Below are 15,943 nucleotides of genomic sequence, written 5' to 3'. Positions count from 1 at the left end.
TTGTTCAGCCATTTGATTTCTTTCCAGACAGGTGCTTGTTCAGCGGATGATGGCGATTTTCTTGTGCAGGCGCTTGACCAGCCAGGACAGCGCGTAGCACAGCACGAAGTAGACAACCGCAGCGAGCAGGTAGGACTCGATCGGGCGGCCGAAATTCTTGCCGGCCGTTTCGAAGCCCTTGAGCATGTCGTAGGCGCCGATGGCGTAGACCAGCGAAGTGTCCTGGAACAGGATGATGGTCTGCGTCAGCAGCACGGGCAGCATGTTGCGGAAGGCCTGCGGCAGGATCACCAGGGTCATGTTCTGCCTGTAGCTCATGCCCACCGCCATGCCCGCGAAAACCTGACCACGCGGAATGGACTGGATGCCAGCGCGCATGATCTCCGAGAAGTACGCCGCCTCGAACGCGATGAAGGTGATGATGGCCGACATCTCCGCGCCGATGGGCCGCCCGATGATGAACGGGACGATCAGGAAGAACCACAAGATCACCATCACCAGCGGGATGCTGCGCATGCCGTTGACGTAGATGGCGGCCGGTGTGTCCAGCCACTTCTTGCCCGACAGGCGCATCAGCGCCAGCAGGGTGCCGAAGAAGATGCCACCCAGCGTGGCCACGACCGTCAGGAACACGCTGAAGTAAAAGCCCTTCAGCACGAAGTCGGTGATGACGCTCCAGTTGTAGAAGCCGAAATCGAGATTCATGTCAGTGGCCTCCCGTGCCGCCGGCCGCGACGAAGCCCGGCACACGTGCACGCTTCTCGATGAAGGCCATGATGCGGTTGATGACCATGGCGGAGATGATGTAGAGCACCGTCACGCCCAGGTACATCTCGATCGGGCGGGCGGTTTCCTCGCCGGCCTGCATGGCGAACTGGGTCAGCTCGGCGATCGACACGGCGAACGCGACCGAGGAGTTCTTGAAGATGTTCATGGACTCGCTGGTCAGCGGCGGCAGGATCATGCGGTAGGCCATGGGCAGGATCACATAGCGGTAGTACTGCCAGGTCGTGAACCCCACGGCCATGCCGGCGTAGCGCTGGCCGCGTGGCAGGGCCTGGATGCCGGCACGCAGTTGCTCGGCGATCCGCGCGGAAGTGAAGAAGCCCAGCGCCAGCACCACCAGCACGAAGGGCGGCACGTCGCGCGCGGCCGTGAAGATGGCGGGCACCACGTGGTACCACAGGAAGATTTGCACCAGCAGCGGGATGTTGCGGAAGAGTTCCACCCAGGCGTTGCCGAAACGCACCCAGCCAGGGCTGTTGGGCAGCGTACGCAGGATGCCGATCAGTGAGCCCACGACCAGCGCCACCAGCAGCGCCGACAAGGCGACCGAGATCGTCCAGCCCCAGGCCGAGAGCATCCATTGCAAGTAGGTCGGGTCCTTGCCGCCCGGATCCTGCAGGAAGACCTGCCAATCCCAATTTCCCATCGGGAACTCCTCTGTTGTCGTCTTTGAATTCGGTTCCGGCACAAAAAACGCCCGCGAATCGGCGGGCGTTCAGTGCGTCACCCAGTGCGGATTACTTGGCTGCGTAATCTTCCATGGGCTTGTCGTTCGGGTTGGCCCAGGCTTGCTTCGTGGCCTCGGACATCGGCAGGCCGATCTTGGTGTTGGTCGGCGGGATCGGCTGCAGGAACCACTTGTCGTACAGCTTGGCCAGCGAGCCGTCGGCGATCTGGCGCTTGATGCTGTCGTCCACGGCCTTCTTGAAGGCCGGGTCGTCCTTGCGCAGCATGCAGGCGATCGGCTCGACCGACAGCACTTCACCGACCATCTTGTAATCGGCCGCGTTGCGCGACTTGGAGGCGTTGGCGGCCAGGATGGAGCCGTCCATCACGAAGGCATCGGCACGGCCGGACTCGAGCAGCAGGAAGCTGTCGGCGTGGTCCTTGCCCATCACTTCCTTGAAGTCGATGCCTTCGGCGCGCTTGTTCTTGCGCAGGGTCTGCACCGAGGTGGTGCCGGTGGTGGTGGCCACCGTCTTGCCCTTGAGGTCGGCGATGCCGTTGATGCCCGAGTTGGCCTTGGTCAGGATGCGCACTTCCTCCACGTAGGTCGTCACGGCGAAGGACACGTCCTTGGCGCGCGTGGCGTTGTTGGTGGTGGAGCCGCATTCCAGGTCGACCGTGCCGTTCTGCACCAGCGGGATGCGGTTCTGCGAGGTCACGGGCGTGTACTGGATCTTCAGTTCCTTGCCGGCGGCCTTGGAGAGGTCGGCAACGATGCGCTCGCCCATTTCGGTATGGAAACCCACGTACTTGCCATTGCCCAACGTATAGGACAGGGCAGACGAGTCGCGCACGCCGAGGCTGATGCTGCCGCTGGCCTTGATCTTCGCCAGCGTGTCGTTGCTTTGCGCGAAAGCGCCGCCCGCGGCCAGTGCCGTGCACACGATAGCGAGGATGTGCTTCTTCATTCAATCTCTCCTAAGAAAACGGAAGGGAAATAAGACCTTAAACCAGGATACCGGCGTCAGCGGAGATACCCGCATGCCTCTCGTCAACACGAAAGAACCGTGAGAACTGTGGCAATTGTTTGTCTCTCATTGCGGTCGCGTTGCCGCTGCCATCGAAGGAAAAGGTCTTGGTCGCTGCATGGGCAGGAGCACAAGCAGCTTGCGTGCCAGGCTTTGCTGTCCACACCGGGCGCCGCGGACTGTAAGGTCCCCGGCGGTATTCAAGCCAATGCCGATTGAATGCGGACAGATGCAAGAAACGAATAATCTTACGCCGCACCCGATGCCTCGGTTCCACGGCTTCCTGCCGTCTCGACCAGATAGGTCCACAGCGCCTGGGCCGAACGCTTGGGCACGGCATGCGTTCCGGGTTTCTCGCGGTAGGCCCGCACATCCAATGTCATCTCCATGCCGGGCATGCCGGCCGGCGCAGCGCTGACCAGGCGGCGTGCACGCAGCTCCCTCTTGACCGCGCTGTAAGGCAGGAAGGCAATGCCATGGCCCTCCAGCGCCATGGCCTTGAGGCCCTCGGACATGTCGGTCTCGTAGACGCGGTCCAGGTGGATCGGCGTGGGCGACTGCTTGAGCAGCATGTCCACCATCTGCCCCATGTAGGCGCCCGGCGCGTAGCCCAGGTAGGGCAGCAGCTGACCGGGACGGCCCGGCAGCTGGTACAGCGGCGCGCCGTCGGCGTCGGCCTTGACATAGGGCGCCATGACCTCGCGGCCCAGGCTGACCATCTCGTAGCGGTTGGCGGCGAGCTGGAAGGGCTGCGAGCTGTGGTGGTAGGCGATCAGCAGGTCGCAGCTTCCTTCGACCAGGCGCATCACCGCGTCGTGCACATTCAGCGCGATGAGCCGGCTCTTGAGCGGGCCGAACTTCTCGCGCAGGCTGGTCACCCAGGCCGGGAAGAAGGTGAAGGCCAGCGTGTGCGGCACGGCGAACTCGACCACGTCCTGCCCCGCCGAGTTGTGCCCGCGCAGCATGGCGCGCGTGCTCTGCAGCGCCTGCAGCATCTCCAGCGACTGGGTGTAGAGGGTCTCGCCGGCCGGCGTGAGCCGCGTCGGGTACGAACTGCGGTCCACCAGGTCGGTGCCGGCCCAGGCCTCCAGCGCCTGGATGCGGCGCGAGAACGCCGGCTGCGTCACATGGCGCAACTGGGCCGAGCGGCTGAAACTGCGCGTCTCGGCCAAGCTCACGAAATCTTCGAGCCACTTGGTCTCCATCGCCGCATTATGGAACGGCGGCGATGCCCCGGCCGCGCGGCCTGCAGGGCGTCAGCCCGCAGCGGACAACGCCAACAGCAGGACGAGCAGCACGGCGTAGGGAAACGCCACCGTGGGCCGGGCCGCGGCCGCGAGGTACTCCGCCAACAGGCCCATGGTGCCCGGGCGCATGGCCTGCCAGTCCGAGTACAGCTGGCAGGGCGCACGGGGCGAGGCCATGGTGTCGCGCAGCAGGCCCTCCACGTAGAGCAGCCGGTCGACCAGACGGGCCTGGCCGGTGCGCACGATGGCCTCCTGCAGCCACAGCACGCCGACCAGCACGATGGTCAGCACAGCGTCAAAGCTCAGGGCCACGGCCGTGGCCGTCAGCGCCACGGCGCCCAGCTTGATCCACAGGACACTGCGTTCGCTGGCTTCGCAGTCGCGGTGCAGTGCCGTCCATTCGCGCCCCAGCAGGGCGGCTTCGCTCGTTTCCATGCGCGCGAGCATAGCCGCGCGCCACGATCGGCCTCAGCGGCGGCGTTTGTCGATGAAGGCCTGCACACCGTCCAGCGCCGCCGCATCCATCATGTTGCAGGCCATGGTGGCGCCGGCATCCTGGTAGGCGGCCGCCATGCCGACCTCGAGCTGACGGTAGAACAAGGCCTTGCCCATGGCCAGGGCCACCTGCGGCTTGGCCACGATGCTGGCCGCCAGCGCGGCGACGGCCTCGGCCAGCGCCTCGGGCGCCACCACGCGGTTGACGAGCCCCCTGGCACGCGCCTCCTCGGCACCGATGAAGTCGCCCGTGACCAGCATCTCGAACGCGGCCTTGCGCGGCAGGTTGCGCGACAAGGCCACGCTGGGCGTGGAGCAGAACAGGCCCAGGTTCACGCCGCTGACGGCGAAGCGCGCATCGGTGGCGGCCACGGCCAGGTCGCACATCGCCACCAGCTGGCAGCCCGCCGCCGTGGCAATGCCCTGCACCTGGGCGACCACGGGCACGGGCAGCTTCTGGATGGCCAGCATCAGCTTCGTGCATTGGGCGAACAGGCGCTGGTAGTAGGCCAGCGAGGGCGCGGCACGCATCTCCTTCAAGTCGTGGCCAGCACAGAAGGCGCGGCCGGCCGCGGCGATGACCAGCACGCGCAGCCCATCGTCGCCGGCCGCCGCGTCGAGCTCGGCCTGCAGCGCAGCGAGCATGGCCTCGCTGAGCGCGTTGAAGGCATCGGGACGGTTCAGGGTCAGGGTGCGGACGCCGCTGGCGTCCTGGCTGCGCAGCACCAGCGGTGCAATGGGTTCGGTCATGCGGGTCTCCAGCGAAGGCCCGCAGTCTGCCACCACAATGCGGCCATGCCCGCCCCGCCCAAGGCCTTGCCCGTGATCGCGCCGGAACGCTGCACCGGCTGCGGGCGCTGCGTGGGCGCCTGCCCGCCGCATGTGCTCTCACTGCAGGTGCCGGGCGGCCAGCGCTGGGGCCGCAAGAACGCCGTGCTGCACGACAGCCCGGGCTGCACGGGCTGCGCGCTGTGCTTCGTGGTCTGCCCGTTCGACGCGATCCGCATGGAGCGGACCGCGGCCGCCTAAGCCTTGGCCCGCTGGCGCAGTTCGAACTTCTGGATCTTGCCCGTGGAGGTCTTGGGAATGGCCTCGAAGCGCACGTCGCGCGGCACCTTGTAGCCGGCCAGGTGGGCCTTGCAATGGGCCACCAGGTCCTCGGCCGTGACCTGGGCGCCGGCCTTGATTTCGACATAGGCTACCGGCGTCTCGCCCCACTTGGCGTCGGGCCGGGCGACCACGGCGCAGGCCAGCACGGCCGGATGGCGGTACAGCACGTCCTCGACCTCGATCGAGCTGATGTTCTCGCCGCCGCTGATGATGATGTCCTTGCTGCGATCCTTGATCCTGGCGTAGCGGTCGCTCTCCAGCACCGCGAGGTCACCGGTGTGGAACCAGCCGCCCTCGAAGGCCTTGGCCGTCGCGGAAGGGTTCTTGAGGTAGCCCTTCATGACGATGTTGCCGCGGAACATGATCTCGCCCATGGTCTCGCCGTCGGCCGGCACTTCCACGAGCGTGGCCGGGTCCAGCACCGTCATGCCGTCCTGCAGCGCGTAGCGCACGCCCTGGCGGCCATTCAGGCGCGCCTGCTCGGCGATGTCGGCCTGCGCCCAGTTGACACGCTTGGCCGCCACGCCGGCCGGGCCGTAGACCTCGGTCAGTCCATACACGTGCGTGATGTCGAAGCCGATCTTCGCCATGCCCTCGATCATGGCGGCCGGCGGCGAGGCGCCAGCGACCATGCCGCGCACGCCGGTCACGCCTTCGCGCAGGGCCGGGTCGGCGTTGATGATGAGGCTGTGCACGATGGGTGCCGCGCAGTAGTGGGTGACGCCGTGCTCGCGCATGGCCGCCAGGATGGCCGGCGCCTCGACACGGCGCAGGCAGACATGCACGCCGGCCTGCAGCGCCACGGTCCAGGGGAAGCACCAGCCGTTGCAGTGGAACATGGGCAGCGTCCACAGGTAACGCGGGAACTGCGGCATGGTCCAGGTCACCACGTTGCCGACGGCGTTGAGGTAGGCGCCGCGGTGGTGCGTGACCACGCCCTTGGGGTCGCCCGTGGTGCCGCTGGTGTAGCTGATGGCGATCGCGTCCCACTCGTCCTGCGGCCCGTCCAGCCGCGCCAGCGGTGCATGGGCGGCCAGCCAGGCCTCGTACTCGTGCCTGCCCAGGCGCCGGTGCTCGCCCGGGTACTCGCTGTCGGCCACGTCGATGACCAGTGGCGTGCGGCCATGCTGGCTCTGCAGCAAGGCCAGCGCCTTGCCCATGACGGGCGCGAACTCGGTGTCGGTGATCAGCACGCTGGCCTCGCAGTGGTGCATCTGCCAGGCCAGCAACTCGGCATCGAGCCGGGTGTTGAGCGTGTTGAGTACGGCGTTCAAGGCCGGCACGGCATAGTGCGCCTCGGCCATCTCGGGCGTGTTGGGCAGCATCACGCTGACCGTGCTGCCGCGGCCCACGCCGGCTGCGCGCAGGGCTGCCGCGAGCCGGCGCGAACGCTCGTGCACCTGCGCCCAGGTGTAGCGGCGCTGGCCGTGGATGACGGCCGGCAGGTCGCCGAAGACCTCGGCCGTGCGCTCCACGAAGCCCATGGGCGACAGGGCCACGTGGTTGGCGGGGTTCTGGGCCAGGTCTTGTTCGTAGATGTTCATGCGCTGTCTCCTCGGGCGAAGGGCGCATTCTGAAGCCAGCGCCCTGCGCGGGTTGCGACGAATGTTTTCAGGCCGTGGCCGCGAGCGCCTGGTCCAGGTCCCACAGGATGTCGTCGATGTGCTCCAGCCCCACCGACAGCCGCACCATGTCGGGCAGCACACCGGCAGCGATCTGCTGGTCCGGCTCCAGCTGGCGGTGCGTGGTGCTGGCCGGGTGGATGATGAGCGTGCGCGTGTCGCCGATGTTGGCCAGGTGGCTCATGAACTGCGCCGATTCGATGAAGCGCACGCCGGCCTCCATGCCGCCCTTCACGCCGAAGGCCAGCAGACCCGAGGCCATGGGCACACCGCCGACGCGGCGCATCTGCCGCTGTACCAGCGCGTGCTGCGGATGGTCCGGCAGGCCCGGGTAGTTGACCCAGCCCACGCGCGGATGCTGCTGCAGGAACTGCGCGACCTTGAGCGCATTGCTGCAATGGCGCTCCATGCGCAGCGGCAGCGTCTCCACGCCCTGCAGGATCTGCCAGGCCGACATCGGCGACAGCGCCGCGCCGTACACGCGCAGCGTCTCCATGCGCGCGCGCATCGTGAACGCGAAGTCGCCGAAGGTCTCGTGGAACTTGACGCCGTGGTAACCCGGCGAGGGCTCGGTCATGCCCGGGAACCTGCCGTTGTTCCAAGAAAAGTTGCCGTGCGGCCTGCCGCTCTCCACGATCACGCCACCCAGCGTGGTGCCGTGGCCGGCCAGGTACTTGGTGGCCGAGTGCACGACGATGTCGGCGCCCAACGCCAGCGGCTGGCACAAATAGGGGCTGGGCACGGTGTTGTCCACCACCAGCGGCACGCCGTGGGCATGCGCGACCTCGGCCACCGCCGCGATGTCCAGCACCGTGAGGCTGGGGTTGCCCAGGGTTTCGGCGAACACCGCGCGCGTGTTGGGGCGCATGGCAGCCGCGAAGGCCTGCGGGTCGGTGGCGTTGACAAAGCTGGTCTCGATGCCGAACTTCCTGAGGTTGACCGCCAGCATGGTCACCGTGCCGCCGTACAGCGCGCCGGCCGCCACCACGTGGTCGCCGGCCTGCAGGATGGTCATGAGCGCCATGGCTTCGGCCGCCATGCCCGAGGCACTGGCCACGGCCGCGCGGCCGCCTTCGAGCGCGGCCACGCGCTCCTCCAGCGCCGCCACCGTGGGGTTGGACAGGCGCGAGTAGACGTTGCCGAAGGTCTGCAGGTTGAACAGGGCGGCCGCGTGCTCGGCGCTGTCGAACACGAAGCTCGTGGTCTGGTAGATCGGCAGCGCACGGGCGCCCGTGGCCGCGTCGGGGATCTGGCCGGCGTGGATGGCCAGGGTCTCGGGTTGGAATTGGTGGTCTGCCATGTCAGGACACCACCGGCCGCTTGGCCGAGATCACGCGCGTGTTGACGCCGGCCCAGTGCAGGCCGCCGAACAGCCGCGCGTGCTCGATCTTCACGCAGCGGTCCATCACGCTGTCCAGCCCGGCCGCGCGCACCAGCGCATCGGCCTCGTCATTGACCACGCCGATCTGCTGCCACAGGCACTTCGCACCGATGGCGATCGCCTGCTGCGCGATCGGCAGCACGTCCTCGGTGCGGCGGAACACGTCGACCATGTCCACCGGTTCGGCCAGCTCCGCGAGGCTGGCCACGCAGGGCCGGCCCAGCACCTCGCCGCCGGCATAGCGCGGGTTCACGGGGAAGATGGTGTAGCCATGCTGCTGCATGTACCTGGCCGCGAAGTAGCTCGGCCGGTGCCATTCGGCCGACAGGCCGACCACGGCGATGCGCCGGTGCTGGTGCAGGATGCGGCGCAGGGTGCTGATGTCGTCCGCCATGGGCGCGGTCTCCTTCTGGTTCGACCGCGCACTGTAGCGCGCTACTTCACGTAGTCGGAGACCACCCTCCAGCGCCCCTCCTGCAGCTGCACCAGGCGCGAACTGTTGTTGCCCAGCCGCTTGGTCGGGCTGTAGCTGCTGCGTGCTCCGCCGAACATGTCGGGCGGGAAGTTCATGGTGTCCATGGCCTTCACGAAGCTGTCGGTCGTGAGGTTCGGGCCGGCCTTCTGCGCGGCCTGGATGAACTGGTCGATGATGATGTAGCCGTAGACCGAGAACACGGTCGGATCCTCGTTGAACCTGGTCTTGTACTTGTTGGCCCAGAAGCGGATGGGCTGCGAGGCCTCGTCCAGATAGGGATGCTGCGCCGTGATGGCGGCGTACAGCCCGTCCATGGCTTTGCCACCGAGCTTGGGAATCAGGTCGGTATAGACGCCCACGGTACCGAAGAAGGTGGGGGCGAATCCGGTCTTGCGCGCCTCGGCAAGGGTACCGATGGTCTCGCGGATGATGGTGCCCAGCACGACCAGATCGCAGCCCGCGGCCTTGAGCCGCGCCACCTGCGACGAAAAATCCGTGGCGCCGCGTTTGAAGCTCGTCTTCTCGGCCAGTGCCATGCCGAGCGGCTCGAGTGCGGCCTCGGCACCGCGCAACACCTCCAGGCCGAACTCGTCGTCCTGGGCGATGGTGCAGACCTTCTTCGCACCCTTCTCCTTGACCAGCGTGGGCAGCGTCAGCCGCACCTGGTCATAGTAGGTCGCCGCGAACGAGTATTTCAGCCGGTGCAGCGGCTCGTACATCTCGCGCGCGGCGGACATGGGGTAGAAGTTGACGATGTTCTTGTCGAACAGAACGGGCATGGCCGCCATGTTCTGCACCGTGCCCAGGTGGCCGGCGACGGTGAAGACCTTGTCGAGATTGACCAGCTTCTGTGCCGCCAGCACGGCCTTCTTGGGATCGTAGCCGCTGTCCTCGACCAGGAGCTTGAGTTTGCGGCCGTGCAGCGTGCCCTGCTCGTTGAACTCGTCCACGCGCAGCTGCATGCCGTTGCGCAGCAGCTTGCCGTAGCCGGCCAGTGGGCCAGACAGGTCCTGGATGGTGCCCACCAGGATCTCGGTCTTGCTGACGCCCTGCTGCTGACCCCAGGCCGGTGCGGCGCAGCAAAAGGAAAGGGCCGCAGAAGCGGCCACCAAGGCACGAATGGACATGTGCAGGCTCCCTTGGACCGCACTATTTGGGCGGTCGTTGAAGCCAATATCTCACATTCTTCGAACGGAACGAAGACGAATCTGCGTCACTTCACGTAACCCGACACCACCTTCCAGCGCCCGTCCTGGATCTGCGACAGGCGCGACTCGTCGGTGCCCAGGCGCTTGGTCGGGCTGTAGCTGGACGGCGCGGCGCCGAACATGTCCGTCGGATAGCTCATGGTGTCCATGGTCTTCACGAAGCTGTCGGTCGTCAGGTTGGACCCCACCTTCTGCACCGCCTGGAGCAGCTGGTCGAGGATGGTGTAACCATAGACCGAGAGCACGGTCGGGTCTTCGTTGAAGCGCGTCTTGTACTTGTTGGCCCAGAAGCGGATCGGCTGCGAGGCCTCGTCCAGATAGGGGTGCTGCGCGCCCATCGCCGCGTACAGCCCGTCCATGTTTTTGCCGCCCAGCTTGTGGATCAGGTCGGTGTAGGCCCCGCTGGAGGCGAAGAAGGTGGGCGAGAAGCCGGTCTTGCGTGCCTCGGCAATGGTGCCGATGGTCTCGCGGATGATGGTGCCCAGCACCACGAAGTCGCAATTGGCCGCCTTGAGCCGCGCGACCTGCGAGGAGAAGTCCGTGGCGCCGCGCTTGAAGCTGGTCTTCTCGCCGAGCTCCATGTTTATGGTCTTGAGCCCAGCCTCGGCGCCGCGCAGCACCTCCAGGCCGAAGTCGTCGTCCTGGTAGATGATGCAGACCTTCTTGGCGCTCTTCTCCTTCGCCAGGGTCGGCAGCATGGAGCGGATCTGGTCGTAGTAGGTCGCCGCGAACGAGTACTTGAGCTTGTGCAACGGCTCGTACATCTCGCGCGCCGCCGTGATCGGCTGGAAGTTGACGATGTTCTTGTCGAACTGCACCGGCATGGCCGCCATGTTCTGCGCCGTGCCCAGGTGGCCCGCGATGATGAAGACCTTCTCCTGGTTCACAAGCTTCTGTGCCGCCAGCACCGCGCGCTTGGGGTCGTAGCCGCTGTCCTCGACCAGCAGCTTGAGCTTGCGGCCATGCAGCCCGCCCTGCTCGTTGGCCTCGTCCACGCGCAGCTGCATGCCGTTGCGCGCCTGCTTGCCGTAGCCGGCCAGGGGGCCGGACAGGTCCTGGATCGTGCCGATCAGGATCTCGGTCTTGCTCACCCCTTGCTGCTGGCCCCAGGCCAGCGGCGAAGCCGCCAGGACGATGGCGGCCAGGGCCGCGGAACAGACGCGAAGCGACATGGCAAGTCCTCCTGCGACCGCGTTCAGTGCGATCGATGTTACAAATATCTCACACTTTTCGGGCGTAAAGAAGACAAATGCAGGAGCCCATGCCCTCGCACTTTCCCTATCACTTCACATAGTCCGAGACCACCTTCCAGCGCCCGTCCTGCAGCTGCGACAGACGCGAGGCCGTGCTGCCCAGGTGCTTGGTCGGGCTGTAGTCGCTGCCGGCGCTGCCGAACATGTCGGGCTCGTAGCGCATGGTGTCCATGGTCTTCACGAAGCTGTCGGTCGTGAGGTTGGGCCCGGTCTTCTGCAGCGCCTGGACCAGCTGGTCGATGATGTTGTAGCCGTAGACCGAGAACACGGTCGGGTCTTCGTTGAAGCGCGTCTTGTACTTGTTGGCCCAGAAGCGCACCGGCTGCGAGGCCTCGTCCAGGTAGGGGTGCAGCACCGTCATGGTGGCGTACAGGCCGTCCATGGGCTTGCCGCCCAGCTTGTGGATCAGGTCGGTGTAGGCCGCGCTGGAGGCGAAGAAGGTCGGCGCAAAGCCGGTCTTGCGCGCCTCGGCGATGGTGCCGATGGTCTCGCGGATGATGGTGCCCAGCACCACCAGGTCGCAGTTGGCGGACTTGAGCCGCGCCACCTGCGAGGAGAAATCCGTCGCACCGCGCTTGAAGCTGGTCTTCTCGCCCAGCTCCATGTTCATTGCCTTGAGCGCGGCCTCGGCACCGCGCTGCACTTCCAGGCCGAAGTCGTCGTCCTGGTAGATGGTGCAGATCTTCTTGGCCCCCTTCTCCTTGGCCAGGCCCGGCAGCGCCATGCGGATCTGGTCGTAGTAGGTCGCCGCGAACGAATACTTGAGCTTGTGCAGCGGCTCGTACATCTCGCGCGCTGCCGTGATCGGCAGGAAGTTGACGATGTTCTTGTCGAACTGCACCGGCATGGCCGCCATGTTCTGCGCCGTGCCCAGGTGGCCGGCCACGATGAAGACCTTGTCCTGGTTCACGAGCTTTTGCGCCGCCAGCACCGCGCGCTTGGGGTCGTAGCCGCTGTCCTCGGCCAGCAGCTTGAGCTTGCGGCCGTGCACGCTGCCCTGCTCGTTCAGTTCCTCCACACGCAGCAGCATGCCGTTGCGCGCCTGCTTGCCATAGCCGGCCAGCGGGCCGGACATGTCCTGGATGGTGCCCACCAGGATCTCGGTCTTGCCCACGCCCTGCTGCTGGGCCCAAACGGCGGGCAGCGCGAGTGCGGCGGCAAGAAGCAATGGGATGCGTGCGTGCATGGCGGTGTCTCCTGGCTGTTGTGAAAACCGTTCAGCGCCGTCAGCGGTACATGGCCTCGATGCGTTCGGCGTACTTCTTCTCGATCAGCTTGCGCTTGAGCTTCATGGTCGGCGTGAGTTCTTCGTCCTCGGCGCTGAGCTGCGTCTCCAGCAGGAAGAACTTCTTGATCTGCTCCACGCGCGCGAACTTGGCGTTCACGCGGTCGAACTCGCGCTGGATCAGCGCCAGCACCTCGGGCGCGCGCGTCAGGCTGGCGTAGTTGCTGAAGGGCACGTCGGCGTCCTGGGCGAACTTCTCCACGTTCTCCTGGTCGATCATGACGATGGCCGTCAGGTAGGCGCGGCGGTCGCCGATCACCACCGCGTCGGTGATGTAGGGCGAGAACTTGAGTTCGTTCTCCAGCTCGCTGGGCGTGATGTTCTTGCCGCCGGCCGTGATGATCACGTCCTTCATGCGGTCGGTGATGCGGAAGTAGCCATCGGCGTCCACCGTGCCCACGTCGCCCGTGTGCAGCCAGCCCTGGTCGTCGATGGCCTCGGCGGTCTTCTCGGGCTGGTTCAGGTAGCCCATGAACACATTGGGGCCGCGCACCAGGATCTCGCCCGTGGCCGGGTCCAGCCGCACCTCGTTGAACTTCGCGGCCGGGCCGATGGTGCCGGGCTTGATGCGCGCGGCCGGCACGCCGGTGGCAGCGCCGCAGGTCTCGGTCATGCCCCAGACCTCCAGCATGGGCACGCCCAACGCAAGGTACCAGCGCACGAGGTCGGGCGAGATCGGCGCCGCGCCCGTCACGAGGTAGCGCGCGCGGTGGATGCCGATCAGCTTGCGCACGTTGTCCAGCGCCAGCCAGCGCGCGATGCGAAAGCGCAGCTTGTCCAGCGCGGCCACGGGCCGCCCGGCCAGCACGTCGTCGGCGATGCGCTGGCCCACGCCGATGCTCCAGCCGTAGGCGGCCTGCTGCAGCCGGCTGGCGTCTTTGAGCGTGATCATCACGCCCGAATAGAACTTCTCCCAGACCCGCGGCACGGCCGTGAACACCGTGGGCGCGATCTCGCGCACGTTCTCGGGCACGGTCTCGGGGTTCTCGACGAAGTTGAGCTTGGCCCCCGTGTACAGCGCCGTGTACTCGCCGCCCAGGCGCTCGGCGATGTGGCACAGCGGCAGGAAACACATGCGCTCGTCCGTCGCGTCCTGCGCCGCCAGGGTGTTGTAGCCGCGCGCGGCGTACACCAGCGCGCGGTGGTTGTGCATGGCGCCCTTGGGCTTGCCCGTGGTGCCCGAGGTGTAGACCAGGATGGCCAGGTCCTCGGGCCGGCAGGCGGCCGCGCGCTGCTCCAGCATGCCGGGGTTCGCCGCCGCATGGGCGCGGCCGCGCTCGCGCAGCGCGGCCAGGCTCAGCACATCCGGATCGTCCAGGCCGCGCAAGCCCTCCATGTCGAACACCACGATCTTGGCCAGTGCGGGCAGCTGCGCGCGCACCTGCAAGGCCTTGTCGAGCTGCTCGTCGTCCTCCACGAACAGCACGCGTGTGCGCGAGTCCTCGCACAGGTAGTGCACCTGGCTGGCCGCGTCGGTCGGGTAGATGCCGTTGGACACGCCGCCCGTGCTGAGCACCGCGAGGTCGGCCAGCACCCAGTCGACCACGGTGTTGGACAGGATGGAGGCGGTGTCGCCCGGTGCGCAGCCCAGGTCCAGCAGGCCATGGCCGATCTCGCGCACGCCCTGGGCCACCTCTGCCCAGCTGTGGCTGCGCCAGATGCCGAGTTCCTTCTGGCGCAGCCAGGTGTCGGTGCCGCGCTGGGCGACGGCCTCCCAGAACATCGCGGAGATGGTCTCGCCCGGCACCATGATGTCAGTGCGGGGCTGGATGTGCGACAGATCCCAGAGGTTTCCCATCCTTACCTCCAGTTCTTCTTTTTCTTCCAGCGCCGCTCGCCGCGCACGCCGGCTTCCTTCATGCCCAGGTAGAACTCCTGGATGTCCTCCTTCTCGCGCAGACGGGCACAGGTGTCTTCCAGCACGATGCGTCCGTTCTCCAGCACGTAGCCGTAGTCGGCCACGTTGAGCGCCATGTTGGCGTTCTGCTCGACCAAGAGGAAGGTGGTGCCGCGCTCGCGGTTGATGCGCACCACGATCTCGAAGATCTCCTTGGTCAGCTTGGGCGACAGGCCCAGGCTGGGCTCGTCCAGCAGGATCAGGTCGGGCGCGGCCATCAGCGCGCGCGAGATCGCCAGCATCTGCTGCTGCCCGCCCGAGAGCAGGCCGGCGTCCTGCGCCGCGCGCTCGCGCAGGATGGGGAAGTAGCCGAACACCGCCTCCAGGTCGCGCGCCACGCCGTCGCGGTCGCTGCGCGTGTACGCGCCCATGGCCAGGTTGTCGCGCACGCTCAGCAGCGGGAACACCTCGCGGCCCTCGGGCACATGGGACAGGCCCAGGCGCACGATCAGCGCCGGGTCTTGCGCGGTGATGTCCTCGCCCTTGAACTCCACTGAGCCCTTGCGCGGATCGAGGATGCCCGAGATGGTCTTGAGGATCGTCGTCTTGCCCGCGCCATTGCTGCCCAGCACGGTGGAGATCTCGCCACGGCGCACCTGCAGGCTCACGCCGCGGATGGCCTTGATCGGACCGTAGGCGCTCTCCACGTTGAGCAGCTTGAGCACGGGCTGGTCGCTGACCGGAGGCGGTACATCGCTCATGCTGTGCGCCTCAAGGTCGTGACATCGTCCACCGATCCCAGGTAGGCCTCCACCACGGCCGGATCGGTCTGCACTTCGGCCGGCGTGCCCAACGCCAGCAGCTCGCCCTGGTTCATGGCCAGCACGCGGTCGGAGACCTTGGACACCAGCGACATGTCGTGCTCCACCATGAGCACCGTCACGCCCAGTTCGTCGCGGATGTCCTGGATCCAGAAGGCCATGTCGTCGGTCTCCTCCACGTTCAGGCCCGAGGAGGGCTCGTCCAGCAGCAGCAGCTTGGGCTCGGTGCACAGCGCGCGCGCCAGCTCCACCACCTTGCGCACGCCATAGGGCAGGCCGGCCACCATGGAATCGCGGTGGTGCTGCAGGTCCAGCAGCTCGATCACGCGCTCGGCATGCTCGCGCGCGTCGAGTTCGGCACGCCGCGCGCGCGGCGTGAACAGCAGGTCACCCCACAGGCCGGTCTGCCGGTGCGTGTGGCGGCCGATCAAGAGGTTGTGCAGCACCGTGGCGTGCTCGAACAGCTCGATGTTCTGGAAGGTGCGCGCGATGCCCAGCGCGGCGATACGGTGCGCGGGCAGCGCCGTCAGCGAGGCCCCGCGGTACAGGATCGCGCCCGAGGTCGGCGTGTAGATGCGGCTGATGAGGTTGAACACCGTGGTCTTGCCCGCGCCGTTGGGGCCGATCAAGGTGAACACCTCGCCTTCCTGCACCTCGAAGCCCACGCGGTTCACGGCCAGCACGCCGCCGAAGCGCATGCTGACGTCCTGGACCTGCAGCAAGGGCATC

Annotated in this window: 16 protein-coding genes; 1 reads left to right on the top strand and 15 read right to left on the bottom strand. The window is 66.8% G+C overall.

Annotated elements, in window-relative coordinates:
• Nucleotides 1–39: 39 nt before the first annotated feature.
• From ACSQ4M_RS11035 to ACSQ4M_RS11010, 6 genes are all read right to left on the bottom strand, one after another.
• A complete protein-coding gene (locus ACSQ4M_RS11035; protein ID WP_436189579.1) occupies nucleotides 40–705 on the bottom strand; it encodes an amino acid ABC transporter permease in 666 nt (221 codons plus the stop codon).
• 1 nt (nucleotide 706) lies between these two features.
• Nucleotides 707–1,432: an amino acid ABC transporter permease gene (locus tag ACSQ4M_RS11030; RefSeq protein WP_436189578.1), complete on the bottom strand. Its 726-nt coding sequence runs from the start codon at nucleotides 1,430–1,432 to the stop codon at nucleotides 707–709.
• Nucleotides 1,433–1,523: 91 nt separating this feature from the next.
• Nucleotides 1,524–2,420, bottom strand: coding sequence for an amino acid ABC transporter substrate-binding protein (locus ACSQ4M_RS11025; protein ID WP_436189577.1), 897 nt, complete (start codon nucleotides 2,418–2,420; stop codon nucleotides 1,524–1,526).
• A 308-nt stretch (nucleotides 2,421–2,728) separates the two neighbouring features.
• Nucleotides 2,729–3,685 (bottom strand): LysR substrate-binding domain-containing protein, encoded by a 957-nt coding sequence (locus ACSQ4M_RS11020; protein ID WP_436189576.1) that lies wholly within the window; start codon nucleotides 3,683–3,685, stop codon nucleotides 2,729–2,731.
• Between the two features lie 51 nt (nucleotides 3,686–3,736).
• A complete protein-coding gene (locus tag ACSQ4M_RS11015) occupies nucleotides 3,737–4,162 on the bottom strand; it encodes a hypothetical protein (RefSeq protein ID WP_436189575.1) in 426 nt (141 codons plus the stop codon).
• A gap of 33 nt (nucleotides 4,163–4,195) precedes the next feature.
• Nucleotides 4,196–4,972: an enoyl-CoA hydratase gene (locus ACSQ4M_RS11010; RefSeq protein WP_436189574.1), complete on the bottom strand. Its 777-nt coding sequence runs from the start codon at nucleotides 4,970–4,972 to the stop codon at nucleotides 4,196–4,198.
• A gap of 45 nt (nucleotides 4,973–5,017) precedes the next feature.
• On the opposite strand from ACSQ4M_RS11010, the gene ACSQ4M_RS11005 reads away from it, so the two are divergent.
• A complete protein-coding gene (locus ACSQ4M_RS11005) occupies nucleotides 5,018–5,251 on the top strand; it encodes an ATP-binding protein (RefSeq protein WP_436189573.1) in 234 nt (77 codons plus the stop codon).
• Here the strand turns inward: ACSQ4M_RS11005 and ACSQ4M_RS11000 are convergent.
• The 9 genes from ACSQ4M_RS11000 to ACSQ4M_RS10960 all read right to left on the bottom strand — a co-directional run bounded on the left by ACSQ4M_RS11000 (nucleotide 5,248) and on the right by ACSQ4M_RS10960 (nucleotide 15,942).
• Nucleotides 5,248–6,876, bottom strand: coding sequence for an acyl-CoA synthetase (locus ACSQ4M_RS11000; protein ID WP_436189572.1), 1,629 nt, complete (start codon nucleotides 6,874–6,876; stop codon nucleotides 5,248–5,250). The two genes, ACSQ4M_RS11005 and ACSQ4M_RS11000, sit on opposite strands and share 4 nt — an antisense overlap.
• Nucleotides 6,877–6,943: 67 nt before the next feature.
• Nucleotides 6,944–8,254: an O-acetylhomoserine aminocarboxypropyltransferase/cysteine synthase family protein gene (locus ACSQ4M_RS10995; protein WP_436189571.1), complete on the bottom strand. Its 1,311-nt coding sequence runs from the start codon at nucleotides 8,252–8,254 to the stop codon at nucleotides 6,944–6,946.
• Nucleotide 8,255: 1 nt separating this feature from the next.
• On the bottom strand, nucleotides 8,256–8,729 hold the full coding sequence (locus tag ACSQ4M_RS10990) for a CoA-binding protein (RefSeq protein ID WP_436189570.1): 474 nt from the start codon (nucleotides 8,727–8,729) through the stop codon (nucleotides 8,256–8,258).
• A 41-nt stretch (nucleotides 8,730–8,770) separates the two neighbouring features.
• On the bottom strand, nucleotides 8,771–9,937 hold the full coding sequence (locus tag ACSQ4M_RS10985) for an ABC transporter substrate-binding protein (RefSeq protein WP_436189569.1): 1,167 nt from the start codon (nucleotides 9,935–9,937) through the stop codon (nucleotides 8,771–8,773).
• A gap of 86 nt (nucleotides 9,938–10,023) precedes the next feature.
• Nucleotides 10,024–11,190: an ABC transporter substrate-binding protein gene (locus tag ACSQ4M_RS10980; RefSeq protein WP_436189568.1), complete on the bottom strand. Its 1,167-nt coding sequence runs from the start codon at nucleotides 11,188–11,190 to the stop codon at nucleotides 10,024–10,026.
• A gap of 109 nt (nucleotides 11,191–11,299) precedes the next feature.
• Entirely contained in the window at nucleotides 11,300–12,457 is a 1,158-nt protein-coding gene (locus tag ACSQ4M_RS10975; protein WP_436189567.1) for an ABC transporter substrate-binding protein, read from the bottom strand.
• Nucleotides 12,458–12,497: 40 nt separating this feature from the next.
• Nucleotides 12,498–14,354, bottom strand: a complete 1,857-nt coding sequence (locus ACSQ4M_RS10970) for an AMP-dependent synthetase/ligase (RefSeq protein ID WP_436189566.1) — start codon at nucleotides 14,352–14,354, stop codon at nucleotides 12,498–12,500.
• A gap of 2 nt (nucleotides 14,355–14,356) precedes the next feature.
• The gene (locus ACSQ4M_RS10965) at nucleotides 14,357–15,154 is read right to left on the bottom strand and encodes an ABC transporter ATP-binding protein (RefSeq protein ID WP_436189565.1); all 798 of its coding nucleotides are present in this window, start codon (nucleotides 15,152–15,154) and stop codon (nucleotides 14,357–14,359) included.
• Nucleotides 15,151–15,942 (bottom strand): ABC transporter ATP-binding protein, encoded by a 792-nt coding sequence (locus ACSQ4M_RS10960; RefSeq protein WP_436193990.1) that lies wholly within the window; start codon nucleotides 15,940–15,942, stop codon nucleotides 15,151–15,153. Before ACSQ4M_RS10960 ends, ACSQ4M_RS10965 begins: the two co-directional genes overlap by 4 nt.
• Between the last annotated feature and the right edge of the window lies 1 nt (nucleotide 15,943).

This window comes from Pseudorhodoferax sp. LjRoot39, assembly GCF_964253035.1.
In the GTDB taxonomy this organism is placed as follows: Bacteria; Pseudomonadota; Gammaproteobacteria; order Burkholderiales; family Burkholderiaceae_C; genus Pseudorhodoferax.
This window is presented reverse-complemented; position numbering and strand designations above follow the sequence as displayed.